The 25,606-nt window shown below is 62.6% G+C and carries 19 protein-coding genes and 2 pseudogenes; 9 read left to right on the plus strand and 12 right to left on the minus strand.

Features of this window, described 5'->3' with window-relative positions:
- Nucleotides 1-473: 473 nt before the first annotated feature.
- Nucleotides 474-629: a hypothetical protein gene (locus WT97_RS34695; protein ID WP_179949362.1), complete on the plus strand. Its 156-nt coding sequence runs from the start codon at nucleotides 474-476 to the stop codon at nucleotides 627-629.
- A 209-nt stretch (nucleotides 630-838) separates the two neighbouring features.
- Nucleotides 839-1,852: a tryptophan--tRNA ligase gene (trpS, locus tag WT97_RS28050; protein WP_059502944.1), complete on the plus strand. Its 1,014-nt coding sequence runs from the start codon at nucleotides 839-841 to the stop codon at nucleotides 1,850-1,852.
- Between the two features lie 348 nt (nucleotides 1,853-2,200).
- On the opposite strand, the gene WT97_RS28055 is transcribed toward trpS, so the two are convergent.
- The 6 genes from WT97_RS28055 to WT97_RS34365 all read right to left on the minus strand — a co-directional run bounded on the left by WT97_RS28055 (nucleotide 2,201) and on the right by WT97_RS34365 (nucleotide 12,875).
- Complete coding sequence (locus WT97_RS28055; protein WP_257128565.1) at nucleotides 2,201-3,733, minus strand: TolC family protein; 1,533 nt, start codon at nucleotides 3,731-3,733, stop codon at nucleotides 2,201-2,203.
- The gene (locus tag WT97_RS28060) at nucleotides 3,723-5,153 is read right to left on the minus strand and encodes an HlyD family type I secretion periplasmic adaptor subunit (RefSeq protein WP_060354817.1); all 1,431 of its coding nucleotides are present in this window, start codon (nucleotides 5,151-5,153) and stop codon (nucleotides 3,723-3,725) included. The genes WT97_RS28055 and WT97_RS28060 overlap by 11 nt, the downstream gene beginning before the upstream one ends.
- A 21-nt stretch (nucleotides 5,154-5,174) precedes the next feature.
- Entirely contained in the window at nucleotides 5,175-7,304 is a 2,130-nt protein-coding gene (locus tag WT97_RS28065; RefSeq protein WP_060354818.1) for a type I secretion system permease/ATPase, read from the minus strand.
- A gap of 67 nt (nucleotides 7,305-7,371) precedes the next feature.
- Nucleotides 7,372-8,187: a sulfotransferase gene (locus WT97_RS28070; RefSeq protein WP_082751493.1), complete on the minus strand. Its 816-nt coding sequence runs from the start codon at nucleotides 8,185-8,187 to the stop codon at nucleotides 7,372-7,374.
- Nucleotides 8,188-8,221: 34 nt separating this feature from the next.
- Nucleotides 8,222-12,292, minus strand: coding sequence for a matrixin family metalloprotease (locus WT97_RS28075; protein WP_082751494.1), 4,071 nt, complete (start codon nucleotides 12,290-12,292; stop codon nucleotides 8,222-8,224).
- A complete protein-coding gene (locus WT97_RS34365; protein ID WP_156440332.1) occupies nucleotides 12,285-12,875 on the minus strand; it encodes a hypothetical protein in 591 nt (196 codons plus the stop codon). The genes WT97_RS28075 and WT97_RS34365 overlap by 8 nt, the downstream gene beginning before the upstream one ends.
- An 841-nt stretch (nucleotides 12,876-13,716) precedes the next feature.
- Here WT97_RS34365 and WT97_RS33670 point away from each other — a divergent pair.
- Nucleotides 13,717-13,948, plus strand: a pseudogene (locus WT97_RS33670) (tryptophan--tRNA ligase); the annotation flags it as partial.
- 117 nt (nucleotides 13,949-14,065) lie between these two features.
- On the opposite strand, the gene WT97_RS28080 reads toward WT97_RS33670, so the two are convergent.
- From WT97_RS28080 to WT97_RS28095, 4 genes are all read right to left on the minus strand, one after another.
- Complete coding sequence (locus WT97_RS28080) at nucleotides 14,066-14,479, minus strand: VOC family protein (protein ID WP_060035046.1); 414 nt, start codon at nucleotides 14,477-14,479, stop codon at nucleotides 14,066-14,068.
- 93 nt (nucleotides 14,480-14,572) lie between these two features.
- Nucleotides 14,573-15,493 carry a bestrophin family protein gene (locus WT97_RS28085; protein ID WP_060354821.1) on the minus strand — a complete coding sequence of 307 codons (921 nt, stop codon included), beginning with the start codon at nucleotides 15,491-15,493 and terminating at the stop codon, nucleotides 14,573-14,575.
- Between the two features lie 164 nt (nucleotides 15,494-15,657).
- Nucleotides 15,658-16,665, minus strand: a complete 1,008-nt coding sequence (gene cydB, locus WT97_RS28090; protein ID WP_059502951.1) for a cytochrome d ubiquinol oxidase subunit II — start codon at nucleotides 16,663-16,665, stop codon at nucleotides 15,658-15,660.
- Between the two features lie 2 nt (nucleotides 16,666-16,667).
- Complete coding sequence (locus tag WT97_RS28095; protein ID WP_059502953.1) at nucleotides 16,668-18,068, minus strand: cytochrome ubiquinol oxidase subunit I; 1,401 nt, start codon at nucleotides 18,066-18,068, stop codon at nucleotides 16,668-16,670.
- A 422-nt stretch (nucleotides 18,069-18,490) separates the two neighbouring features.
- On the opposite strand from WT97_RS28095, the gene fdhD reads away from it, so the two are divergent.
- The 5 genes from fdhD (at nucleotide 18,491) to moaD (ending at nucleotide 22,828) form a co-directional block, all read left to right on the plus strand.
- A complete protein-coding gene (fdhD, locus tag WT97_RS28100) occupies nucleotides 18,491-19,342 on the plus strand; it encodes a formate dehydrogenase accessory sulfurtransferase FdhD (protein ID WP_060354822.1) in 852 nt (283 codons plus the stop codon).
- 2 nt (nucleotides 19,343-19,344) lie between these two features.
- Nucleotides 19,345-20,559, plus strand: coding sequence for a molybdopterin molybdotransferase MoeA (locus WT97_RS28105; RefSeq protein ID WP_082751495.1), 1,215 nt, complete (start codon nucleotides 19,345-19,347; stop codon nucleotides 20,557-20,559).
- 217 nt (nucleotides 20,560-20,776) lie between these two features.
- Entirely contained in the window at nucleotides 20,777-21,901 is a 1,125-nt protein-coding gene (moaA, locus tag WT97_RS28110; RefSeq protein ID WP_060354823.1) for a GTP 3',8-cyclase MoaA, read from the plus strand.
- Nucleotides 21,902-21,948: 47 nt separating this feature from the next.
- Complete coding sequence (locus WT97_RS28115; protein WP_060354824.1) at nucleotides 21,949-22,518, plus strand: molybdenum cofactor biosynthesis protein MoaE; 570 nt, start codon at nucleotides 21,949-21,951, stop codon at nucleotides 22,516-22,518.
- Nucleotides 22,519-22,570: 52 nt separating this feature from the next.
- A complete protein-coding gene (moaD, locus tag WT97_RS28120; RefSeq protein WP_059502959.1) occupies nucleotides 22,571-22,828 on the plus strand; it encodes a molybdopterin converting factor subunit 1 in 258 nt (85 codons plus the stop codon).
- A gap of 106 nt (nucleotides 22,829-22,934) precedes the next feature.
- Here moaD and WT97_RS28125 read toward each other — a convergent pair whose 3' ends face one another.
- Nucleotides 22,935-24,308, minus strand: a complete 1,374-nt coding sequence (locus tag WT97_RS28125; RefSeq protein ID WP_257128566.1) for an aminotransferase class III-fold pyridoxal phosphate-dependent enzyme — start codon at nucleotides 24,306-24,308, stop codon at nucleotides 22,935-22,937.
- Between the two features lie 98 nt (nucleotides 24,309-24,406).
- On the opposite strand from WT97_RS28125, the gene gcvA reads away from it, so the two are divergent.
- Entirely contained in the window at nucleotides 24,407-25,327 is a 921-nt protein-coding gene (gcvA, locus tag WT97_RS28130; protein WP_059502961.1) for a transcriptional regulator GcvA, read from the plus strand.
- A gap of 57 nt (nucleotides 25,328-25,384) precedes the next feature.
- Here the strand turns inward: gcvA and WT97_RS28135 are convergent.
- Nucleotides 25,385-25,606, minus strand: a pseudogene (locus tag WT97_RS28135) (2-aminoadipate aminotransferase); the annotation flags it as partial.

Raw genomic sequence — 25,606 nt, forward strand, 5'->3', positions numbered from 1 at the left:
CTCACACCTCCTCGAGAGCCGCCCGCGGCACGGGTGCGTGAGGTTCCGGTTCGGATGGACGCCGCGCGACGGCGGGCTGATCGGCGTGCTGCAATGGATATCGCATGAGGTTCTCCGGGAAAAGGATGTGCGACGGCCCGGCCGGAAATTTCGGCGGGACTGTTGCAGGGACGAACCGTGCGAGGGGTCTGTGAAGTCGACGGTCGCAGCGCGCCGGCCGCGCCCTCCCGACAATTCTTGACTGTGTCCGGCCCATCGAACTGGTAGGATGCCGGTCACCTTGACGCGGGCAGCCGGCACGGCCTCTCAATCGTCCCCTTTTTCACGTCGCCGCGGCTGGTAAACTTCGCGCTGGGCCCGGACGACCCGGGCCCCGGACAGCACCCCTGCCCCGTAAAACCCGTCATACCCCGGCTCGCCCCGCGCGACCCGTTGCAGTAACCGTTGGAGTGGCGCGCCCCGCGCCTGCAAGCATGAAGAAATCGAAGCAGCCCACCCGTCCCCCACGCGAGAAAGACCGCACGCCGTTCGTCCGCGCCGGCGCATTGCTGCTGATGGCCGGCCTGCTGTACCTGCTGTGGCCGTCCGCCGAAACCGCCTACCTCGCGATGGAATCGGTGATCCGCTGACGTACGCGTCTGCCCACGCACTGCGCTATACTTGCGCGATGGAAACCCGACCCACCCCGCCGATCGCACATTGCTGGTGGCGCGCCTGACCCAGGCGGCCCGTTTCCTTTTGCATGTCCCAAACGTGATGCCGCCAGCGATGGCGGCATTTGCGTTTCTGCGCTGACGTCATCGCTGGCGGCTTCGACAACCCGGAGCCCACGACGACCATGACGCAACCCACCCGCCCGACCATCCTCACCGGCGACCGCACGACCGGCCCGCTGCACCTCGGCCACTACATCGGTTCGCTGCGCGCCCGCGTGCAGATGCAGCACGAAGCGCGGCAATTCCTGCTGCTCGCCGATACGCAGGCGCTGACCGACAACATGGGCCGCCGCCAGCGCGTGACCGACAACGTGATCGAGGTCGCGCTCGACTATCTCGCCGTCGGCATCGATCCGGCGATCTCGACGATCGTCGTGCAGTCGCAGGTGCCCGAACTCGCCGAGCTGTCGCAATACCTGCTCAACCTCGTCACGGTCGCGCGCCTCGAACGCAATCCGACCATCAAGGAAGAAATCCGCCTGCGCGGCTTCGAGCGCGACATCCCGGCCGGCTTCCTGACCTACCCGGTGAGCCAGGCAGCGGACATCACCGCGTTCAAGGCGACCCATGTGCCGGTCGGCGACGATCAGTTGCCGATGATCGAGCAGACCAACGAACTCGTACGCCGCTTCAACGCGACCGTCGATCAGCCGGTGCTGGTCGAGTGCGAGGCCGTGCTGTCGTCGGTCACGCGGCTGCCGGGCATCGACGGCAAGGCGAAGATGAGCAAGTCGCTCGGCAACGCGATCACGCTTGGCTCGACGCCGGACGAGATCGCGCAGGCCGTGAAGGACATGTACACGGATCCGAATCACCTGCGCGTGAGCGACCCGGGCCAGGTCGAAGGCAACGTCGTGTTCACGTTCCTCGACGCGTTCGAGCCGGACGTCGCGAAGGTCGACGAGCTGAAAGCCCACTATCGCCGCGGCGGCCTCGGCGACAGTGTGGTCAAGCGCGTGCTGAACGAGCGGCTACAGGCGCTGATCGAGCCGATCCGCACGCGCCGCCGCGAGTTCGAGGCCGACAAGGCGGAAGTGATGGCGATCCTGAAGCGCGGCACGCTGCACGCGCGGGAAGTGGCGGGGGCGACGCTCGCGGAGGTGAAGGGAGCGATGGGGCTGACGTATTTCGATTGAGCAGCGCCGTCACGGTCGCTCGCGCTCCGGCGCCGCCGCGTAACACATGGCCTCGATCCGGTTGCCGGCCGGATCGACGAGAAAAGCCGCCGACTCGCTGCGGCGACTGGCCCCGAACCCTCGCTACAAGCTCACGACGCAACGCTGCTGGCTCCGGGAACCAGGCATTCGACGGGAACCGCCAGCGGCGGCCGGCTATCAGGACTGGCGCGCGCGTCAGCCACGCCTCGGACGGCAAGCCCCGCGCGCCGGCAAGGCATGCATGCATGCATACGTTGTGGCGAATCGCGGGCAAGCAGTTGCCCCGCGCATGCCGGCCGACGCTCTTACGCTGTGAATCTCGCCCTGCTATCTATGGCTCACCGAAGCGTCGTCGGCAAGGCTCCACATTCCCAGCTTTCCGAGCTTTGCCGCCAGTTGCAACCGGGCCGAACGCCAGTCGGTCAACGCTTGAATGCGCTGCCGCTTGGCGGCTGCCATCGATGACTGAGCATTGAGCAGTTCGAGGATATTCCCCACCCCGCCCTGATACCGATGTTGCGCCGCCGTGTAGGAGCGGCGAGCGACATCGAGCAGTGTCGCACTGTTGCCAATGTTATGAGTCGCCGTTTGCAACGCCTGGTAACTCGTCCATACATCCAGACCAACCTGCTGCTGCACTTCGTCGAGCGTATCTCGCTGGAATTCGACCTGCGCTTCATCCTGCCGGATCTGGTACGTCCGCCCGAACCCCTCGAAGATCGGTATCGTCAACTGGAACCCCAAATACCATTCGTGCCCAGTGGTTGGAAACTGAGGTACGCCTATTTGGAGCGTCGTCGGTTCGTTATTTTCACTATATTTGGCCACAAGGCTCAAACTGGGCAGCCCGGCGGCGCGTGTTTGAGAAACCTTGGCGACTGCAGCCGCCACTTGCTCCTGGGCAGCCACTACACTGGGATGCGATCGCTTCGCTTCCTGAATAAGATCCGCAACGGCTTCATTGAATTCCCCATCGGGCGCCACACCGTCACCAACGTCCGGCAGCGTGATCTGTATGTCAGGATCAAGGTTCATATCCGACGCGAGGGAACCCAATGCCGTCTGCCATGCGCCCATTGCCTTGGTGCGCTCGACGACGGCTTCGGCCCATGATGTCTGAGCCTGTAACTCGTCACTGATCGGCGAGATGCCTTTGTCCACGCGAACCGTAGCCGCCTTGAAGCTACCGTTGGCCGTTTGCTCGATCTCGTCAGCCGCGGCGAACGCGCCTTGCGCGGCCTGTGCCGCATAGTAGTCTTTTGCCACGTTTGCGAAAGCGGTTTCGAGTGCGGCCTGCTGGTTCGCCTGCGCCACCGCCAACAAGGCCGTGGCATTCCTCAGTGCCGCCGAGCGACCACCGAAATCATAGAGCACCCAACTCAACGAAACACTGTCGGTTCTGAGTGCACTATTCCGGTAAACAGAACTGTACTGCGGCAGGCCGGTGATGTTTGTCACGGTTTCATCGCGTACACCTTGCCACGTCGCGGATACCGTAGGCAAATAAGCCGCGCGACCGATACCGACACCCGCAGTCTGAATTTTGACCTGGGCCCACGCTTCACGTGTTTTCGGATTGTTGCAGAGACTGCGTTCGACGGCATTCTGCAAAGAGAGAGGACGAGGGAGCGGTCCGAATATACAGACATTCGTGGCGCCGTCGTCGAGCATCGCGCCAGAAGCTGTCGCCGACACGGCCCCGCTGGTACGCAGTGGATCGAATGCCCAAACGGGATCCGATACGCCGGCGATGAAAGACAGCGCGAGCAAGCCTGTGACGAGTGTCCGTGTTAGCCTCTTCACCTGCACCTTCGTTGGACGCATGTGCCCGCTAGCGTCTTGGTTGTGTTCAACGTTCACGCAGACTCTCCTGACTCGTCTGCATCACCGGATCAAGGAAATAGTGCGCGACGCTGCGCTTTCCAGTCTTGATCTCGGTCGTCACCTCCATGCCGGGTGTCAGATCGATCCATTGATCGTTGGCGAGAATCCGATTCGTCGGCAGTCGAACATGCGCGACAAACGTCAGGCCGAGCTTTTTGTCCGGTACCGCGTCGTTGGAAACCGAGACTACCTTGCCGGTCAGGTAGCCGTAGCGCGTATAGGGAAACGCTTCTATCTTCACAGTCGCCGTCTGACCGACCTTCACGAACCCGATGTCCTTGTTTTCGATATTCGCCTCAACCTCGACCGAATCGTCGGGCACGATTTCCATCACAGACTGAGCTGCAGTGGCAACGCCTCCTAGCGTATGAATGGCCAGTTGCTGGACCGTACCATCGACAGGAGAGGTCAAGCTCATCAGCTTTTGTCGTGTATCCGCCTTCGTCTCGTCATTACGACTTTGCACGAGCTGTTGAGTCGCCTTGTCCAGCGTATCGAGCTGAGCGCTTCGAAATTGCGATGTCGTCGACGCAATGTCCGCCCGCTGCTCTGCAATCCCTTCGATCAGCTCGTGTGCGTGACTTTTCTGGGCTGCAAGCTCATGCTCTTTTTCGAGTGCGGCCTGCTCCTTGTCCAGGTAGTCGGTCCGCGCCACGTACTTGTCTTCTGCCAGGGACTGATACTGGTTGGCCTGCTGGCGGGCGAGCGGCGCCGTCGCGGCCAGTCGGGCGATTTCCTGGTGCGTTTCGTCGAGCTCGGCTTCCTTCTTGAGCAGTTCGGCCTGCGCACTGCTCAACTTGTCGCGATACTCACGATAGAGTCCGTCCGCATAATGTTGCGCGTCCTGTAACTCGCTTTCCGATGCACCGTCGACGCGTACGACCTTGGGCGGCTGCCCCGAGCTCAGGGCGTCCAGTAATGAGCGCGCGCGTCCTGCGGCGAGCGCCGCTTCGATTCGGGATGAACGGGCCTTGTCGGAATCCGCCGCAGCTTGAGTCGGATCGAGTTGCATCAGCAACTGCCCAGCGTGCACTCTCTGCCCGTCATGAACAAAAATCTGCCGTACGACACCGGTTATGGCAGGCTGGATGACCTTCACCCTCACTCCAGGCAGCAACTTCCCTTTCGCGACGGCTACGATGTCGAGCTGGCCGAACAACGCAATCAGCGTGACGATGCCCGCTAACGCAACGATAATCCGCATCGCCCACTGCGGCGCCGGATGCACCGGAGTTTCCACCAGCTCGAGGTTTGCGGGCAAAAAGGCCCGCTCATGTGAAAGACGCGGACGCCGGTCGAGCTGATCGCGGATCGACCATGCTGCCCGAAAGACCGCCACGTAGCGTCGCAGCAAGTCTCCGAACGCCTGCATTTTTATTGAATTGACCAAGGACATATGCAATGTCTGCCTGTTGGGTCAGCCGTTCTGAAGCGAAACCAGGTGAGAGTAATACCCCCCCAACGCGAGCAGTTGCTCGTGTCTGCCCCGTTCGACAATCGTCCCCTTGTCCATCGCGACGATATGATCCGCGTGCCGAACGGACGTGAGCCGATGCGCGATGATGATGACGGTACGCCCGGCACACATCGCCCGCATGTTGTTCTGGATGATCCGTTCGGTTTCGAAGTCGAGTGCGCTCGTCGCCTCATCGAAAATGAGAATGCGCGGGTTGGTCACCAGTGCACGCGCAATGGCGATACGTTGTCGTTGACCACCGGAAAGATTGGAGCCGTGTTCGCCGACGAGCGCGTCATAACCATCCGGCATTTCCGAAATGAACTCGTGAGCCCCCGCGAGCCGCGCCGCACGAATGACCGCCTCCAGCGGAATACCCGGGTCGGTGACGGCGATGTTGTCGCGGATCGACCGGTTGAACAGTACGTTCTCCTGAAGCACGACACCGATCTGTCGCCGCAGCCATGCCGGATCGGCCAGCGCGAGGTCGATTCCGTCGATGCGCACGTGGCCATGCTCCGGAATATACAGGCGCTGCAACAATTTGGTCAGTGTGCTCTTCCCCGATCCGGATCGGCCGACAATGCCGATCACCTCGCCGGCACGAATGTCGAGCGAGACGCCGTCGAGAATCAGCGGACCATCCGGCGTGTACCGGAAACGAATGTTCCGAAAGCTGATATCTCCCTTGACCGCCGGCAACGCCTGGCGGCTTTGCGGGAGTTCGGTACGGCTATTGAGAATATCGCCAAGCCGTCCCATCGAAATACCGATCTGCTGAAAATCCTGCCACAGTTGCGCGAGCCGCAAGACCGGCGCGGCAACGCGCTGCGACATCATGTTGAACGCGATGAGCTGGCCGACCGATAGCCTACCGTCGATAACCAGCTTCGCGCCGAGATAGAGCGTGACCAGTGTCACGATCTTGCCGATCAGCTGGATGAGCTGCTGGCCGATATTGCCCAGCTCGCTCACGCGAAATCCGGCCGCGACATAGGCTGCGAGCTGGTTGTCCCACCGACGCGTGAACTGCGGCTCGACCGCCATCGATTTCACCGTCTCCGCACTGGAGACAGTCTCGACCAGGAATGCCTGATTGTCAGCGCTACGCGCAAACTTCTCGTCGAGACGTCGGCGCAGCACCGGATTCAGCATCATAGAGACGGCCGCGTACACGGGTAGTGAAATCACCACGACGAGCGTCAGCCAGACACTGTAAAAGCACATGACCGACAGAAAGATGAAGGAGAAGAACAGGTCGATGACTGCGGTCAACGCCTGGCCGGTCAGAAAGCTTCGGATATTTTCCAGTTCGCGCACGCGCGCGACCGTGTCACCGACCCGTCGCGCACCGAAGTAGGCGAGCGGCAACGCAAGCAGGTGCCGGAACAGCCGTGCACCGAGTTCGACATCGATCCGATTTGCCGTGTGCGAGAACACGTAGTTTCGCAGCCCCGTCAGCAGCACCTCGAATATGGAACTGGCAAGCAGCGCTACGCATACTACGTTCAGCGTATCGAATGCCTGATTGACCAGGACCTTGTCCATGACGACCTGGAACATCAGCGGCGATACCAACCCGAACAACTGCAATACGGCGGACACCATTAGCACTTCGAGCAGCAGTCGTCGGTACTTGACGACAGCGGGAATGAACCACGAAAAATCGAACCGAGCGAGTTCACCTGCGAGCGACGCGCGCGATGCGAAAAGCAGCATCTGGCCGTCACAGCGGGCAATGACTTCTTCCGGTGAACTTGTGGTGGTGGTACTCGCACCCGAATCCAGGATCAGTACGCGCTCTGCGTTGCAGCCGGCCACGATAAAATGGCGGCCTTCCAGATCGAGCGCCAGGGCGGGAAAAGGTGTACGAGCCAGTCGGGCGACCGAGATCTTCACCTTCCGCGCCTTGAGACCGAGCGACCGGGCCGATAGTGTCAAGTCACCATCATCAAACGCCGCCGACTTGATTCCGGCTGCGTGACGCAATTGCCCTGCATCCGCTGCGATACCGTGAAAGCGTGCGATCAGCACAAGCGCAGCAAGCCCCGAATCGCTGTCGGGGACAGCGTTTTGTTTGGCGTCGAACATGCAAAGTATTTCGTCGGACAGTGATTTTTCTATGGATACGCAGTTGCGGTACGCGCCCGGCCGGAATTCAGACAATCATGACGTTGCGCGTATTAAGTTCCGGCTTCGTCCAGAAACTCGCGCCTGCGTACTTCGCGTATAGATCCGGTGGAATACACGGCTTTCGCTCCTGGTATTCCACTTTCTGCCGAACTTTGTGAAGTCCGGGCATGCCGAGCAACGCGTCGTAATCGGGTTCGTCATAGACGACGTTGTCCAGATCATGCGCATACCATGGCTCGCCGAGTGCATCGTATAGCCGCCGCAGTGTTGCCTCGGGATGCCGAACCAGTCTTTCGTAAGGAATGACAATCAGGCGAGCGGCGTCCGAGCCAAACCACGCCTCGCGCAGCGTGGCCCAGGCCAGACCGATGAGTCCGCTCTCCGAGTTCATCAACGTCTCGGCGCGCGAATACACCGAGGCTCCGGGTTGAAAGCCAAACATGCGCGAGAGCTGCAGCGGATTCTTCGCGAGCATCCGTTCGATGCTGTCGATGATCCATCCGACTTCTCTCACGCAGCAGACGATGCGCGCACTGGGATACAACTTGCCCAGCAACGCAGCACGTCCCGTCCAGGTGCGGTTGGTATCAAACACGGTACCTCCGGTGGGTACGGCAGCGTAGTAGGCGTCGAACACGCCGCGCAACATGCTGGCGCGCCTTTCGTCATCGAAAAACACGCTGAACTCACCGCCGCACATCTTCTTGTGAAGCGCACCGCATAGCGACGCGACAGGACTCGTCATCGCCGCTGAAAAACGGGGGTTCTGGCGCAGGAGCGCGCACAGCAACGTCGATCCCGAGCGGGGAAGCCCGGATATCAAATGTAGTCGGGTAACCATGCGACGCCCTGCTCCTTTTTATGACGGTAATCGATCAGTGCCCGCTGGCGGCCAACACCATGTGACGCTCGTGTATCGCGTCATGGATCGGACTCGAGCTGCCACCCGACACGGGATTGAACGAGGCCATCCCCGCAATCAACTGGCCAAGCTGATGATCGACGGTACTCTGGCCGGCTCCTTGCCCCGATCCGGCAGCGATCCCCATCCCGCCATGCCCGGACTGCACGGCCATGCGGCTCGACCCGTACAGGGACCTGATCCCCGTGACGTCCGTACTGTCGAGCACACGGTTGCTGGAGGTCAGTTCGTAGTACATCACGGAGTCCTGGTCCGAATCGTCCGCCAGCCCCAACGCATGCCCGATCTCGTGCAGTAGTACCTGCTCCAGCGTGGCGTCGGTACCCGAGTACGTCAGTGCCCCCGCAGGCCCCGCAGTCACCGCATCCTGGGTCGGGTCCTCAAGCTGGATCGTTGCCGCGGATATCTGCCCGGCGCTAGCGTGATAGCTCGTGTAACCGGCTACGCCGGAAGTAGACGTATCGAGATCGCTGAACTCGATGTGGATGTCGGCCGACGATGTTCCCGAGACTTCCTTGAAGCTCAATCCCGAAGCTGCGGCCCATGTCGCAAAGACCCGCTGGACTTCAGCGTCGTACTGAATGCCCATATCGGCGCCCAGGTTCCAGGTGATCGCATCCCCGGACCATGTGTGACCGGAGGCATTCGCCGTCCCAGTTCCTGCACTCGCAACGGAATTTGCAATGTCCCTTGCCTGCAGCTGAGCCGCTTCCGCAGCCGCGGCGCCTTGCCAGTTACCCGAGCCCAGGTCGTATCGCGCAATAGATCCGATGTCGTCTCCCAACGCCGCGTTCACGACCGATTGTTGGCCAGCGAACCCGTAGTAGCCGTAGAAACCGCCGTCGCCGCTATCGCCGCCGTCTCCCGTGATGCCACCATCGCCGCCATCATCGGGGTTGCCAGGGGTCAGGTAGCCGCTGCCGTCTCCGGTCCAGGTGCCGGTGACCGCCCCGGTCGACGGGTCGTAAGTCGTGATGCCGGTCTCCGGATCATCGCCCGACGAATTGGCGGAGCCCGCGTAGGTGTCGACTTCGGTCACCTGTCCCGACGCGTTATAGACGGTATCGGACGTTTCCCAACCGGTCGACGGGTTGTAGTCGATGGCCTGCGTCTCATAGTTATTGGACGAAGTCCCGGCGAAGTCCTCGACACTGACTTCCTGCCCTGCGCTATTGAATTGCTCGCTGCTCGTCTCGGCACCGTTCGAAGGATTGTAGGTAATCAGTCCGGTCGTCGGATCGATGCCCGCAGCATTCTCGGCACCCGCGTACGTCTCATACGACGTTTCCTGGCCGGCCGAATTAAATTCGGTATTGGACGACCACCAACCCGTTGCCGGGTTGAAGTCGATCAGTTCCGTCGCCGGATCAATACCCGCCGAGTTTTCTGCGCCCGCGTACGTCTCGTACGACGTTTCCTGGCCTGCCGAATTGAATTCGGTGTTGGACGACCACCAACCGGTCGACGGATTGAAGTCGATCAGTTCCGTCGCCGGATCGATACCCGCAGAGTCTTGTGCGCCCGCGAACGTCTCGTACGACGTTTCCTGGCCTGCCGAATTGAACCCCGTATACGACGTTTCCCAACTGGTCGCGGCATTGAAGGTCGTAAGCCCCGTCGCCGGGTCGATACCTGCCGAGTTCTCTGCGCCAGCGTACGTCTCATACGACGTTTCCTGACCGGACGCATTGAAGCCCGTATACGATGTTTCCCAGCTAGTCGATGCGTTGAAGGTCGTAAGTCCCGTCGCCGGATCAATGCCCGCCGAGTCTGCTGCACCGGCATAGGTTTCGTACGAAGTCCTGTCACCTGCTGCGTTGTACGTGGTTTCCGACGTCGCCCAGTCGGTGGTCGGATCGATAACGATCGCGTCCGTCTCATAGTCGTCCGTCGCGGTTCCCGCGTAATCTTCCTTCCCGATTTCCTGACCTGCGCTGTTGAATTGCTCGCTGCTCGTTTCCGCGCCGTTCGACGGGTCGTAGGTGAAATACCCGGTCTCCACATCGGTGCCGGACGAATTCAGGTCGCCTGCGTACGTCTCGTAGGAGGTCTCCTGACCTGCCGCATTGAACGCGGTATAGGACGTCGCATCGCCCGTCGCCGCGTTGAAATCGGTCAGTCCGGTCTCGATATCGACCCCGGAGGAGTTTGCACTGCCGGCGAATGTTTCATACGACGTCTCCTGCCCATTTGAATTGAACGCCGTGTACGACGATTCCCACGTGGTGGACGGGTTGAAGGTGGTGAATCCCGTTTCCTCGTCGATGCCGGATGCGTTGGCATCCCCGGCGTATGTCTCGTACGACGTTCTTTGTCCAGCCGCGTTATACGACGTATCGGACGACTCCCAGCCGGTCGCCGTGTTCAGCGTGCCGATATCGGTAATGTAGTCGTTGGTTGCCGTTCCTGCGTAATCAGTAAACCGGGTTTCCTGACCTGAGCTGTTGAATTGCTCACTGCTCGTTTCCGCGCCGTTCGACGGGTCGTAGGTGAAATACCCGGTCTCCACATCGGTGCCTGACGAATTCAGGTCGCCTGCGTACGTCTCGTAGGAGGTCTCCTGACCTGCCGCATTGAACGCGGTATATGACGTCTCATCGCCCGTCGCTGCATTGAAATCGGTCAGTCCGGTCTCGACATCGACGCCGGACGAGTTTGCACTGCCCACAAACGTTTCGTACGATATCTCTTGATCAGCGGAATTGTAGGACGTCTCGGACGTTGCCCAATCTGTCGTCGGATTGATAACGGAGTCCGCTTGCGAACCATCAGCATTAACCTTGTCGTAGTTCGTCAACGCACCGGTACTTGGATTATAAATCGATATATCCGTTGTCCCATCTGGATTTGTGACAGCAGATTGCGATTCCAATCCAGACGAGTTAACGGTAATACTACTCGTTGAGCCATCGCCATTTGTAGTGTACTCGGTTACAGACCCATCTTCGTTATATATGGTCGTGGTGTTTGGAGAACCATTGGACCACGCAGAATCAGAAAACGTCTTTCCGGTCGTAACATCCTTGGTAGTGAGATTCTCGTCCCCGCTGCTGTCAGTAGTCAAAGTAAACCCGTATTGATTTCCGCCAGATGTTGCCGCCAATTGACCGTTTGCGCCGAGGTCAAATGTAACCGACGTTGAAACATCTTGCCCGGAAAGATATAACGATGTACTTCCATCTGAATTCGAACTCAGTGAAAGATTAGTGCTTTGACCGCTCGTATCAGTTACCGTCGCTGCCGTTCCCGCATCATTAAAATCAACGCCAAATCCATTAGAGAACGTAGCTCCCGTCAAACTGTTTGACGCATTAAAAGTGTAGGCATTTCCATTGATTGCCGCAGCCCCAGATCCATCAGCGTTCTCGGTGAATACAAGACCGCCCCCCAGCGAATACTGAGTTTCTCCATTCGCCAGTGTCGAAACCGTCATGCCGTTCGGATATTGAACGGCACCATTTAAATTGGTGGTTTGACCGCTGTAATCGGCAATGTATTGCAAACCATCTTGAATCACTTTATTGACAACGTAGCCGGCACCGATTGCAAGAATCGCAGCCCCCGCGACTCCTAACGCTTCGCCCCCCAGACCGACCATCCCAACGACTTCCAGGGCTCCTGTTAAACTGGCCGCGAGAGTCGAATCCATTATTCCGGCAGTCGCTAGATAGCCCTCCATATCTCCCACTGCTGCCTTCATCGCCCCCCATAGACCAGATTCACCATACTCATGAACGACATCCGCGAGGCCAATCGGCAGGGCGAAAATGGGAAAATCGAGCGTCTTTGTATATGCGTTTGCCGCTTGCTCTGCCGCCTCGCCAGTGAGTCCCGACGTAGCCAGCGTTGACAAAAGCGTACTGTATGCAGTAGCGCCAGCCGCAGTCCAATCGATAGGAGAAGGCACCAATGAGTTGAGGAAGGCATTTCCACTATTCCCGGTGGTATCGTCAGGTCCTAGCGTAATAACAACATTTAGCTCACCACTATTCGGGTTCGTTGATGGCACGGTTTCGTTACTCATTAGATGCTCCTTTATCAGGCGTGGTCTCTGACGCCAAGAAATCGATCAAAAAAGCAGAAACAAGCAAAATAACTGCCGCAGGACCAAAGGATATTCCCGCAACCATCACCACCCCCCCGAACTCCGATTTAATGATAATCGGATCGCCGGAAAAGTATCCTTTAAAAATATAATATAAGCTGCAGACGATCATAAAAGCGATTAAAAGCCGATTCTTTAACTTGTCAATCGGCCCTCGAGAAGAGCGCGGCCTTTTTGTCAAGCCATCCACTACCGCATGGCCTTTGGTGAGAAAAGTATAGGCAGCAGGGAAGAGAAAAATTGGAATCGAGATGACTCCCATCCACCAAGTCACCACACCCAAAAACAGAGAATTATATAAATTCGCAACCCCGACAAACTCGACTCGAGGGATTCTTTCTAGATCACGGAGAAACCAAAAATTCCCGCTCACCCCATGAAACAAGATGTCGCGATTCGATCCCAGCAGGAACATAGAGACAAATATAAAAACAAACTCAGCAGCAAACCAGGCCGTGACAACACCCCTGGATACAGCCGAGATTCGGATACGAATGCTCATATTCGGTCGACTCTCTTTTAGCGCATGCGTGCCTGCACTTATCTCGTATGACATCCCTTTCTTTATATTGCAAGTAACATCGGACGACTCTCGGTTAGTCGAGGTGTGCATTGCATCAACGACGGTCGCATCATCGCCGCTTGTCGCTGCTCCCGCAATGATCGGTAAATCAGATTTTTAACCTGGCAAAGCACATCGTGGCCAAGTATTCCCTCAACTCCGTGGCAGCAGCGATATTAAAATAAAATTTATAACGCCGGCTTTTCTATTTCCGAAATTTTACTCGACGCCGCAAAATAAAAAATCCACCGAATATAATCATCTCGAAACCAAAAAATCAGTCGCAATACCTTCGCGCGTACCGCATTGATTTTTTATCGATAGATCAGCGCATACCCCCTCAATTTCATCCGAACCCTCCCCCCTCAATACTGCATGCACACGATGGTACTCCTGGTCTGATAATTTGCAAATGGCACAATTACAATTCACCATTTTCCTTACGGAATTCAATCATATTTCATAATATTTCTTTCGCCTCCGAAAGAAGCGATTATGAAAATATTGATGTGCTCCGAATAATTCGCCCACACGGGAAGTTGTTCGGTTCGCGTTATGACCGGTCACATCTTTCGAAGCATATTTCCGGAGCGTTGCATGTCAGGATGAGCAATGCTCGGCCCTGCTCATATCCGGGCCATCAAGCATTACGGTCAGGCCGCAATGCCGTGCAGCTATCCTATCCCCGACAATTCTTGACTGTGCCCATACCTCCGAACTGGCTGGCGGCTTCGACACCCGGAGCCCACGACGACCATGACGTAACCCAACCCAACCAACCATCCTCACCGGCGACCGCACGACCGGCCCGTTGCATCTCGGCCACTACATCGGCTCGCTGCACGCACGCGTGCAGATGCAGCACGACGATCGTCGTGCAGTCGCGGGTGCCTGAACTCGCCGAGCTGTCGCAATACCTGCTCAACCTCGTCACGATCGCGCGCCTCGAACGCAATCCGACCATCAAGGAAGAAATCCGCCTGCGCGGGTTCGAGCGCGACATCCCGGCCGGCTAAGTGATGCCGATGCTGCTGAAGCGCGGCCCGCTGCATGCGCGGGAAGTGGTGCGAGCGACGCTTGCGAAGGTGGAGGGGGCGATGGGGCTGACGTATTTCGATTGAGCAGCGCCGTCACGCCCCCTCGCGCACCGCCCCCGCCACATGACACACGGCCTCGACCCGGTTGCCGGCCGGATCGACGAGAAAAGCCGCGTAGTAGTCGCCGTGGTACTGCGGCCGCAATCCAGGGTTGCCGTCGGCCTGCCCGCCCGCGGACAGGCCAGCCTCGAAAAACGCATGCACCTGCTCGCGGGATACGGCCTTGAAACACCAGTGCCGTTTGCTCGCGCCGACTTCGGCGGGATCCAGATACACCGCCAGAAAAGTCGATGCAGGGTCATTCGCGCTGCAACGTTCGCCATAGCCGAGCGCATTGGGCCGGTCATAGACCTTGGTTGCGCCCAGCGCAGCCATGACGGCATCGTAGAAGGGGCGTGCCCGGTCGATATCCGGCACACTGATCGACACGTGATCGAGAAGTTGCATGGTGTTGGCTCCATTGAACGAGCCCGAGTCTACACACTCGTCACCGATCCGATCGATCAACCTCACCGCTGACTGCACTACCGACCCAGCCCCCTACGTGATCTGATACGTCGACGCCGGCACGAACTCCTCGGGCAACGGTCGATCGCCGAGTTCGAGCACCGACCGCTCGATCGTGCGCGTCATCGCATCGAGCGCGAGCGCATTCGGCGCGAGGCCGAACGGCTCGGCCACTTCGTTCGCGATCGCCTCGAGCGCGATCAGCGTGTAGGAAATGAACACGCAGATCAGCGGCGTGAAGAACTCCGTCGAATCGACGAGCCCGAACGGCAGCAGCACGCAATACGCATACACGGTGCGATGGAGCAGCACGCTGTACGAAAACGGGATCGGCGTCGACAGGATGCGCTCGCAACCACCGACCGACTTGCCGAGCTCGTCGAGTTGCGTCTCGAACATCCAGCAGGTCGCGTCGCTGCCGGGCGCGCGCCCCAGCGCACGGACGATGCCGCCGCGCAGTTCGTCGAGGATCGCGACGGGCTTGTAGCATTTGCCGCCGAGCGCGGCCGTGCGCTCCACTCCGAGAATTCGCAGCAGGTCGTCGGTCGGATCGGTATGACGCAGTTGATGTTTCAACGCATACGCGAGCGCGATCAGCAGATCGGCGAGCCGGTTGCGCTCGGCGTCGCTCACGCTGTCGGGCAGGTAGCGATGCAGTTGCGATGTCACGGCGCGTGCGGCGATCAGCAGGTTGCCCCACAGATGCCGCGCCTCCTTGAAGCGCTCGAAGCTCGCGTTGTTGCGAAACCCGAGGAAGATCGCGAGCGCGAGCCCGAACAGCGTGAACGGCGCGGTGTTGAGCGGAATCTTCTCGCCGAAGATGCGTCCGTTCGTGAAGACCGCCAGCGTGCTGACGATCGCCATGAACACGAGTTGCGGAATGATCGATTGCAGCACGGAGCCGTTCCATACGAACAGCATCCGGAGCCAGTTCTGTCGTGGTCTGACGATCATGATGTTTTCTCGACTGCCAAAGGAATACGCAACCCGTTGCGCCCGCACCCGATGCGCAACGGCCCGCGCGTGGCGGGCCGCTGTTCGGTCGGGTGCCGGGTCGGGCGCCGCGCTGCGCGCGATGATACGCCAGCCCGCGCCGCACCCGTCACATCGCTTGCCGCTCAGTGATAGCCGATGTCGCCCTCGCGCACCTTGCCGCGGAACACGCGGTACTGCATCGCGTTGTACACGAGGATGATCGGCAGCACGATCACGGTGCCGACGAGCGCGAACAACTGGCTCGAATGGCTCGACGACGCGTCCCAGATCGTCAGCGACGGCGGCACGATGTTCGGCCAGATGCTGATCACGAGCCCCGTGTAGCCGAGGAACACGAGCGCGAGCGTCAGCAGGAACGGCGTGGCCTCGTGCGCACGCTTCACCGAGTGGAAGATGCCCCACACGCATGCGACGACGAGGATCGGCACCGGCAGGAACCAGCCGAGGTTGCCGCTGCCGAACCAGCGGTGCGCGACGGCCGGCAGCCCGATCACGGTCCACAGGCTGACCACGCCCATCACCGCGAGCAGCACGCCCGTGAGCGGCTTCATCAGCAACCGCATCTTGCGCTGCAGTTCGCCGTCGACCTTCAGGATCAGCCAGCCGCAGCCGAGCGTCGCATAGGTGACGAGCACGCCGATCCCGCACAGCATGCTGAACGGCGACAGCCAGTCGAACGGCCCGCCCGCGAACCGGTTGTTCTCGATCCTGATGCCCTGCAGCAGCGAACCGAGCACGATCCCCTGGCAGAACGCCGCAAGCGCCGAGCCGCCGATGAACGCGAGGTCCCACATGTGCTGCGTGCGGGTGGCTTTTGCGCGCAGTTCGAACGCGGCGCCCCGGAAGATCAGCCCGACCAGCATCAGCACCAGCGGCAGGTAGTTGGCCGGCAGCAGCGTCGAATACACGACCGGGAATGCACCGTAGAGGCCCGCGCCGCCGAGCACGAGGAACGTCTCGTTGCCGTCCCACACCGGCGCGACGGTGTCGAGCATCACCTGGCGCTCGGCTTTCGCGTCGAAGAACGGAAACATGAGCCCGATGCCGAGATCGAAGCCGTCCAGCATCACGTAGATGAATACGCCGAGGCCGATGATCGCGGCCCAGACGACAGGAAGATCGATGTGCATGGTTACTCCGCCTCGGTGACGTTCAGCGGCGTGGACAGCGCGCTCTTGCGCAGCCCCGGATGCCGGTGCAGCTCGATGTAACCGGCCTGGGCAGCCGGCCCGCGCTTCATCAGTTTCATCATGTAGTAAATCCCCGTTCCGAATACCAGGAAGTACACGACCACGAAGATCAGCAGCGACACGCCGACCTGTTGCGCACTGAGCGGCGCGACCGAATCGACGGTGCGCAGCACGCCGTAGACGGTCCACGGCTGGCGCCCGACCTCGGTCGTGATCCAGCCGGCGAGCAACGCGACGATGCCCGACGGCCCCATCGCCACCACGAACCACTGGAACCAGCGTGTCTCGTACAGGCGCCCGCCCTTTCTCAGCAGTAGCCCGAGCAGCGCGGTCAGCAGCATCAGCATCCCGAGGCCGGCCATGATCCGGAACGTCCAGAAGACGATCGGCGAATACGGGCGGTCCTGCGGCGGGAATTCCTTCAGCCCGCGAATCTCGCCGTCCCAACTGTGCGTGAGAATCAGGCTGCCGAGGTGCGGCACCTGGATCGCATAGCGCGTGGTTTCAGCCTGCATGTCGGGCAGCCCGACGAGGTTCAGCGCGGTGCCGCCCTTCTCGGTTTCCCACAGCCCCTCGATCGCCGCGATCTTCGCCGGCTGGTATTCGCGCGTGTTCAGCCCGTGCGCGTCGCCGACGACGATCTGGATTGGCGCGAGCACCAGCAGCATCCACAGCGCCATCGAGAAACTGCGCTTCACCGGCTCGTCGCGGCGCCCCTTCAACAGGTGCCACGCGCCGCACGCGGCGACGATGAAGCCCGCCACGATGAACGCCGCGATCGTCATGTGCACGAGACGGTAAGGGAACGACGGGTTGAAGATGATCTTGAACCAGTCGACCGGCACGACGAGACCGTTTTCGATCTTGTAGCCTTGCGGCGTCTGCATGAAGCTGTTCGACGCGAGAATCCAGAACGTCGAGATCAGCGTGCCGACCGCGACCATCAGCGTCGCGAAGAAGTGCGCGCGGGGGCTGACGCGCTGCCAGCCGAACAGCATCACACCGAGGAAGCCGGCTTCGAGGAAGAACGCCGTCAGGACTTCGTACGTGAGCAGCGGCCCCGTGATGTTGCCCGCGACGCGCGAGAAGCCCGCCCAGTTGGTGCCGAACTCGTACGCCATCACGACGCCGGAGACCACCCCCATGCCGAAGCCGATCGCGAAGATCTTCGACCAGAACTGGAACATGGATTTGTAGGCGGCGTCGCCGGTGACGAGATAGCGCCATTCCAGCACCGCCAGGAAGCTCGCCATGCCGATGCTGATCGCGGGGAACACGATGTGGAACGACACCGTGAATGCGAATTGCAATCGGGCGAGATGGAACGCATCGAAGATTTCCATGACCGTAATTTGCTCGTGGTTGTGAGGACGTACGCCCGAAGCAGGAAATCGCGCGACGACTTGGCGACAACACATGCGAACACAAGCTGTCACTCGCATGGCATCGAAGCGTGAATGACGATATCGCGTTTGCAACGATACTCGCAATCACTCGAACGTGCGCTGAAACTGTGCTGCTGGCGCCGCCGAAGATGTGTGCACGGAAAACATATTCCGTGCCCACGGGACGGTCAGCTGTACTGCTTTCCGCGTGGCGGCGCTGTGCCTGCGGCGCACTGTTCACCCCGCTTAACATGTCATGCAACGCCCGCCCACGGCGGTCGCGCGCCCTTCGGCGCCCGCCCGGCGGCATCGATTCCCGTCGTTCGGCGCATGCGCCGTACCCGGCCGGCCCGCCGGCCGCCCCGCCTGGAGAAACCTGCATGACCCACCGCGACGATCCGACCGGCAGCACCGCGTGTCAGGTGACGCGCCATCGCGCCGGCGACGCGTGCGACACCGTCGATCGCGTCGTCGACGAAACCCCGGTTGCACTCGTGTTCAACGGCATCGCGCACACTGTCATGATGGCGACGCCGATCGACCTCGACGCGTTCGGCCTCGGCTTCGCGTTGAGCGAAGGCATCGTCGAGCGCGCGTCGGACGTCTTCGACGTCGAAAGCGAATGCCGGCCCGGCAGCGCCGAAGTGCGGCTCACCGTGTCGCAGCAGGCGTTCATGGCGCTGAAGGCGCACCGCCGCGCGCTGGCCGGCCGCACGGGCTGCGGCGTGTGCGGCATCGAAAGCATCGCGCAGCTCGACCTGCAGCCGCCGCGGATCGCGACCGCCGGCACGGCCGCGGGCATCGGCGCCGACGCGATCGCGCGCGCCGCGCGTGCGTTGCCGGCCCGGCAGACGCTGATGCGCGAGACGGGCGGCATCCACGCGGCCGCGTGGTGCGACCGCGACGGCGCCGTACTCGACGTGTTCGAGGACGTCGGCCGCCACAACGCGCTCGACAAGCTGATCGGGCGGCTCGCGCGCCGCCGCGCCGACCTGCGCGCCGGTTTCGTGTTCCTGTCGAGCCGCGCGAGCTACGAATTGGTGCGCAAGGCCGCGCGGGTCGGCATCCCGATGCTCGCGACGATCTCGGCGCCGACGTCGCTCGCGATCGACGTCGCCCGCGAAGCCGGCGTGCGATTACTCGGTTTCTGCCGCAACGACGGCTTCGTCGAATACGTGTCGCCCGCCGCCGTTCACCTCGACCCACCGGCGCACCCGGCCCACTCGTCATGAAACTGAAACACCTGTTCGATTTCGATGCCGCGCAGCAGCAATTCGCCGGCGCATTCGCGCCGCTCGAGGCCGCCGCGTCCGTGCCCGTCGCGCAAGCGGCCGGCCACGTGCTGGCCGCGCCGCTGACCGCGGTGCTCGACCAGCCGCCGGCCGACCAGAGCGCGATGGACGGCTACGCCGTGCGGTACGCCGACCTCGCACACGGCGAGCCGCTGCGCGTCGCGCAGCGCTGCTATGCCGGCGACATGCCGGCGCCGCTGGCACCGCGCACGGCCGCACGCATCTTCACCGGCAGCCTGATTCCGCCCGGCGCCGACACCGTCGTGATGCAGGAGCATGCGCACGAACGGGACGGCGGCGTCACGTTCGACGCGCCCCAACGCAGCGGGTCGCACATCCGCCGCCGCGGCGAGGAAGTGCGCGCCAGCGATCGGCTCGTGCCGGCCGGCGTGCGGATGGGCGCGATGCACGTCGGCGTGGCCGCCGCGCAAGGGTTGGCGCGGATCGACGTACGCGCGGCACTGCGCGTCGGCATCCTGACGACCGGCGATGAACTGGTCGCATGCGGCCAGTCGTGTGCGCCACAGCAGATCTACAACAGCAACGCACCAATGCTCGCTGCGCTGGTCGCGAGTACCGGCGCCAACGTCGCGATGTGCATGCATTCGGCCGATACGGCGGCCGCCGTCGATCGGGCACTGCGCGACCTGCACGCGCACTGCGACCTCGTGATCTGCGTCGGCGGCGCGTCGGTCGGCGACAAGGACCTGCTGCGCCCCGCGCTGGCCGCGCTCGGCGCGTCGTTCATCGTCGCCGGCGTGCGCATGAAGCCCGGCAAGCCGGTCGCGCTCGCGCGGCTCGATACGCGGCCGGTGGTGCTGCTGCCCGGCAATCCGGGCGCCGCGATGACGACGTTCGCGCTGTTCGTCGCGCCGCTGATCCGCCGCCTGCAGGGGCGCGACGCGTGCCTGCCGATCGTGCCGTCGCTGCCGATCGGCACCGGGTTCGAGCCGGATGCGCAGCGCGAGCGCTTCGTGCGCGTGCGCCGTACGGTGGGTGCCGATGGCGCGCCCGTACTCGATACGTTGCGCCAGCAAGGCGCCGGCACGCTGCAGTCGCTCGTGCTGGCCAGCGGGCTCGCGCGGCTGCCGGCCGGGCGCACCGTCGCGCGCGGCGACGCGGTTCCGTACTACGAATTCGCGCACTGGCTCGCATGAGCACGACGCCGACTACCCGCCCGGCGCAACGCCTTCGCGCCATTCGCCGCGCCTGTCGCGCGTCCCGCGCGGCGAACTGTATTCCTGCAATTCGGGCACGATTGTGTCTCTGCCGGAAAAACCCGCCGGACTATGCTCACGATGAGGCTCGTCACGACCTGTGCGCCGACACGTCGGCACCCGCACGGCCGGGTGGCGATGCCTCTCCGCTTACTTCATGCAGGCCGACGACCCGATCGTGAATGCCATCGTTTCCGCCGCGCCGGCCGCCGCCGCTTCGTCCGGCGGCGCATCGCCCGGCGCTTTCTCCCGGCCGTCCGACACGCTCGGCCGTCCGTTGCGCGACCTGCGCCTGTCGGTCATCGACCAGTGCAATTTCCGCTGCGGCTACTGCATGCCGCGCGAAAGTTTCGGCACGAACTACGCGTTCATGCCGTCGTCCGAACGATTGTCGTTCGCGCAACTGGAAAAGATCGCGCGCGCCTTCACGTCGCTCGGCGTCGAGAAGATCCGCATCACGGGCGGCGAGCCGCTGCTGCGCCGCCATCTCGAAGCGCTGATCGAACGGCTTGCCGCGCTGACGACCGTCGACGGCAAGCCCGTCGAAATCGCGCTGACGACCAACGGCTCGCTGCTCGCCGCGAAGGCACGCGCGTTGCGCGATGCGGGTCTGTCGCGCGTGACCGTGAGCCTCGATGCGCTCGACGACGCGGTGTTCCGCCGGATGAGCGACGCCGACGTGCCGGTGTCGCGCGTGCTGGCCGGCATCGAGGCCGCGCATGCGGCCGGGCTCGCGCCTGTGAAGGTCAACGCGGTGATCGAGCGCGGCGTCAACGACGATCAGATCCTGCCGCTCGTGCGGCACTTCCGGCACACGGGCGTGGCCGTGCGTTTCATCGAATACATGGATGTCGGCGGCGCAAGCTTCTGGTCCGGCGACAAAGTCGTGCCGGCCGCGCGGATGCGCGAGCTGATCGACGCACACTACCCGCTCGTGCTGGTCGGCGAACCGGGGCACGACGCCACCGCGATCCGTTGCGCGCACATCGACGGCGCAGGCGAAGTCGGCTTCATCGCGAGCGTGTCGCATCCGTTTTGCGGTACCTGCTCGCGCGCCCGCGTGTCGGCCGACGGCCAGTTGTATACGTGCCTGTTCGCAATGCAAGGCACCGACCTGCGACCGTGGCTCGGCGATGCGGTGTCGGCCGGCGATCTCGCCGCCGCCGTGCGCACATGCTGGACGCAGCGCGACGACCGCTATTCCGAGCGCCGGGCCGCACGGCCGGCCCGCGCGCCGGGCAAGACCTATCCGACCGTGCGCATGTCGCTCGTCGGCGGCTGACGGGCCGCCGCGCGACACAGGATGCGCCGTCCACTGGAGAACCTGTCATGACGACCTTCACCGAATCCCGCGCCGGGCTGCCGGACGATCCGCTGCGTGCCGGCAGCGCGCCGCCCGTCGATGCAGCCGCGCCGCATCCCGAATCGGCGCCCGCCATTGCCGCCGGATTCGAAGTGCGCGTGCAGCATGCGCCGATCGACGCGGGCGCGGAGCTTGCGCCGATCGTTCGCAATCCGAATGTCGGTGCGGTCGTGAATTTCCTTGGGGTCGTGCGCAAGGAAGGCGACGTCGACGACGTCGTCGCACTGGAAGTCGAGCACTACCCGACGATGACAGAACAGGCACTGTGGAGCATCGTCGAGGAAGCGACTGCGCGCTGGCGACTCGAAGCGGTCAGGATCGTGCACCGCGTCGGCCGCATTCCGCTCGGCCAGCCCGTCGTGCTCGTCGTGGTCGCCGCCGCGCATCGCGCATCCGCGTTCGACGCGTGCGAATTCCTGATGGACTTCCTGAAGACCCATGCGCCGTTCTGGAAGAAGGAGATCCGGCACGACGGCGAATCCGGCTGGGTCGAGGCGAAGGCGCACGACGACCTGGCGATGCGGCGCTGGGGCTGATCGCGGTCGCTTCGCGTTTTCCGATTCCGTCGCTCCTGATAGAGACATCGCAATGAAACTGACGATCAAATATTTCGCAAGCATTCGCGAACGACTCGATCTCGACGAGGAAACCGTCGAGATCGATGCGCGCGAACTCACCGTCGACGCGCTGCGCGGCACGCTGGCCGCGCGCGACGCGCGCAGCGCCGACGCGCTGCGGATGGACCGCCCCGTGCGCGCGGCCGTGAACCTCGAAATGGTGACCGGGGAATTCGTCGTGCGGGAGGACAGCGAGGTTGCGTTCTTTCCGCCGGTGACGGGGGGATGACGTCACCCCGCGCGACGCCGGCTTCGATGTCGATCCTTCATGCCGCACCACGCGGCACCCCGCGTCCCCACGCCATCCGCTTCGCGATACGGAATGTCCTCGCAGGTCATCGCGCAGTCTCCAACACCGTCAGCGCCGCATCGAGCGCGTCGAGCCCCTCGTCCAGCTCCGTGCGCGAGATGACGAGCGGCGGCGTCACGATCACCACGTTGTAGCGCCCGTACGCGTGGACGCCACGCTTCAGCAACTCACCATAGAACGCGCGCATCGGCGCCGCTCCCGCCGGGTGGTGCCACTCGACGAGCGGCTCCCGGGTTTCGCGATCGCGCACCAGCTCGATGCCGAACTGGGCGCCCATGCCCCGCACGTCGCCGATCGACGGATGGCGCTCCGCCAGCTCGCCGAGACCGTCGCGCAGCCAGCCCTCGATCTCGCGCGCCCGCTCGAACAAGCCCTCCTCAAGATAGACCTTCAGCGCCGCGAGGCCGCCGGCGACGGCCAGCACGTGGCCCGCATGCGTGTGGCCCACGTCGAAGAGTTCCGTATCGAAGTGGCGGGCCACGCGCTCGCGCACCAGGACACCGCCGAGCGGCGTGTACGAAGCGCTGGCCCCCTTGGCGAACGAAATCAGGTCCGGCAATACGCCGACGCGCTCGGTGCAGAACGATGCCCCCGTGCGCCCGAAGCCCGTCATGATCTCGTCGAAGATCAGCAGGATGCCGTGCCGGTCGCACAGGTCGCGAACGCCTTCGAGATAGCCCGGCGGGTAGACGACGACACCGCTGGATCCGGTCATCGGCTCCATCAGGATCGCGGCCACGTTTTGCGCGCCTTCATGCGAAAGGATGCGCGCCAGATGATCGAGGGCGCGGCGGGTCTCCTCGGCCGGCTCCGACGTATGGAACGGGCTGCGGTACGGGTACGGCGCAAAGAATTTCACCATGCCCGGCAGCGCCGGGAACGGATCGCGCCAGCGGTCCACGCCCGTCATCGCGCTCGCGCCGAGGGTGCCGCCGTGATACGACCGATAGGCGGTCAGCACCTTGGGCCGGCGTGTCACCAGCCGCGCGATCTTCACCGCGTCGTCGTTCGCTTCGGCGCCGCCGCTGGTGAAGTGCACGCGCAGCCCCTCCGGCCACGGCGAAACGCTGTTCAGAAGTTCCGCGTATTCGGCGCGCACGTCGTTGAAGTAGCTGGGCGCGACCGAGCACATGCGCGCGGCCTGCGCCTGGATCGCCTGCACCACCTTCGGATGGCCATGACCCAACGACACCGCGACATAGCCGCTGGTGAGGTCCAGGTAACGCTTGCCATTCGTATCGTAGAAGTAGCATCCGTGCGCATACGTGATGACCGGCGGATTGAGCCCGCCCTGGACCGCCCAGGGCACGAGCACCTTTCGAAACGACGACGCGAGCGCGGGATTCGACTCGCCGTGAATGCTGAGATCCATGTTGACTCCGGAAATGGCATGGCCCACTATTTCTGAGCCTCGTGACAGAAGGCTTCCAGATTAAGCACGCATTTCCCGCGCAACAAATCAAACGTTTCCACACTGAGCCGCAATTTGATTGAGCCATGCCACGACAACTTCCGCCCCTGCTCTCCGTGCGTGCATTCGAGGCCGCTGCGCGCCATGGCGGCTTCGCCCGTGCGGGTGACGAGCTATGCGTCACTTCCGGTGCAGTGGGACATCAGGTGCGGCTGCTGGAGGAGTGGCTGGGCACGCCGCTGTTCATGCGTGGCGCCCGGTCCGTCCAGTTGACGGAGATCGGACGGCGGTACTTCGTGGAAATCGAGCGCTTGATGGACGAGCTCGAGCGCGCGTCGCTCGGCATCCGGCAAGCCGCGGATTCGCCGGAGGTCACGGTCACCGCGATGCCGTCGTTCGTCACGCGTTGGCTGATGCCGCGCCTGGGCGAGTTCCGGCGGCTGCATCCCGATATCGAGGTGCGCCTGCTGGCTTCGGTACCCGCCGTCGACTTCAGCCGCGAGCGCGTGGACGTGGCGATCCGCCTGGGTCTGGGTCCCTATCCGGGGCTCGTCGCGGATACGCTGATGTCGGAGACGTTCCTCGCGGTCGGCCAACCGTCGCTATGCAAGCCGTTGCGCACCGTGGACGACGTGCTGCGTGCAACCCTGCTGCACGACGAATACGAGGCCCGCATTCCGGAGCAGGTGGACTGGGTGCGCTGGTGCCGGATGCAGGACGTGCACGCGAGCACGGCGCGTTTGCGACAGGGGCCGAGCTTTTCGCATACCTATCTGACGCTCGATGCCGCGATCGCGGGCCAGGGCGTGGCCGTGGCGTCGGACGTCCTCGCCGCCGATGCGGTCAGGCAGGGGCTGTTGGCCATTGCGCCGGGCAACCCGGTGCGGGGGCCCTACAGCTACCACCTGCTGACGACACGTGCGGCCACCGCGCGGCCGCCAATCGACGCCTTCTGCAGTTGGCTGCGATCGGCCGCACGGTCGTTTTCGGCAGCCGGTTGGGGTTGAACGACATGAATCGCACGCGGCATGTCCCGACGCCCGCGATCCACGTCGCCCGCCCGTTCACCGCATGCACGCCGCAGCCAGCTTCCCGACCGCGATCACCGCCTGCTCGATCTCCGGCGACCACGGGCTGCTGTAGTTCAGGCGGATGAAGTTCCGGTAGTTGTCGGTGATCGAGAACATGTAGCCCGGCCCGATCGTGATTCCCTGCTCCAGCGCGAGCTGATACAACCGCATCGCGTCGACCTGCGCGGGCAACTCGACCCACAGCACGTAACCGCC

This window comes from Burkholderia sp. MSMB1459WGS, assembly GCF_001534535.1.
In the GTDB taxonomy this organism is placed as follows: Bacteria; Pseudomonadota; Gammaproteobacteria; order Burkholderiales; family Burkholderiaceae; genus Burkholderia.

Coding starts and splice junctions, on each gene's coding strand:
- gcvA (WP_059502961.1), top strand. CDS start 24,407: ATGCCACGACAACTTCCGCCCCTGCTCTCCGTGCGTGCATTCGAGGCC.
- WT97_RS28070 (WP_082751493.1), bottom strand. CDS start 8,187: ATGGTTACCCGACTACATTTGATATCCGGGCTTCCCCGCTCGGGATCG.
- WT97_RS28080 (WP_060035046.1), bottom strand. CDS start 14,479: ATGCAACTTCTCGATCACGTGTCGATCAGTGTGCCGGATATCGACCGG.
- WT97_RS28060 (WP_060354817.1), bottom strand. CDS start 5,153: ATGTCCTTGGTCAATTCAATAAAAATGCAGGCGTTCGGAGACTTGCTG.
- WT97_RS34365 (WP_156440332.1), bottom strand. CDS start 12,875: ATGAGCATTCGTATCCGAATCTCGGCTGTATCCAGGGGTGTTGTCACG.
- WT97_RS28085 (WP_060354821.1), bottom strand. CDS start 15,493: ATGATCGTCAGACCACGACAGAACTGGCTCCGGATGCTGTTCGTATGG.
- cydB (WP_059502951.1), bottom strand. CDS start 16,665: ATGCACATCGATCTTCCTGTCGTCTGGGCCGCGATCATCGGCCTCGGC.
- WT97_RS28095 (WP_059502953.1), bottom strand. CDS start 18,068: ATGGAAATCTTCGATGCGTTCCATCTCGCCCGATTGCAATTCGCATTC.
- WT97_RS28075 (WP_082751494.1), bottom strand. CDS start 12,292: ATGAGTAACGAAACCGTGCCATCAACGAACCCGAATAGTGGTGAGCTA.
- WT97_RS28065 (WP_060354818.1), bottom strand. CDS start 7,304: ATGTTCGACGCCAAACAAAACGCTGTCCCCGACAGCGATTCGGGGCTT.
- WT97_RS34695 (WP_179949362.1), top strand. CDS start 474: ATGAAGAAATCGAAGCAGCCCACCCGTCCCCCACGCGAGAAAGACCGC.
- trpS (WP_059502944.1), top strand. CDS start 839: ATGACGCAACCCACCCGCCCGACCATCCTCACCGGCGACCGCACGACC.
- WT97_RS28115 (WP_060354824.1), top strand. CDS start 21,949: ATGACGACCTTCACCGAATCCCGCGCCGGGCTGCCGGACGATCCGCTG.
- moaA (WP_060354823.1), top strand. CDS start 20,777: ATGCAGGCCGACGACCCGATCGTGAATGCCATCGTTTCCGCCGCGCCG.
- moaD (WP_059502959.1), top strand. CDS start 22,571: ATGAAACTGACGATCAAATATTTCGCAAGCATTCGCGAACGACTCGAT.
- fdhD (WP_060354822.1), top strand. CDS start 18,491: ATGACCCACCGCGACGATCCGACCGGCAGCACCGCGTGTCAGGTGACG.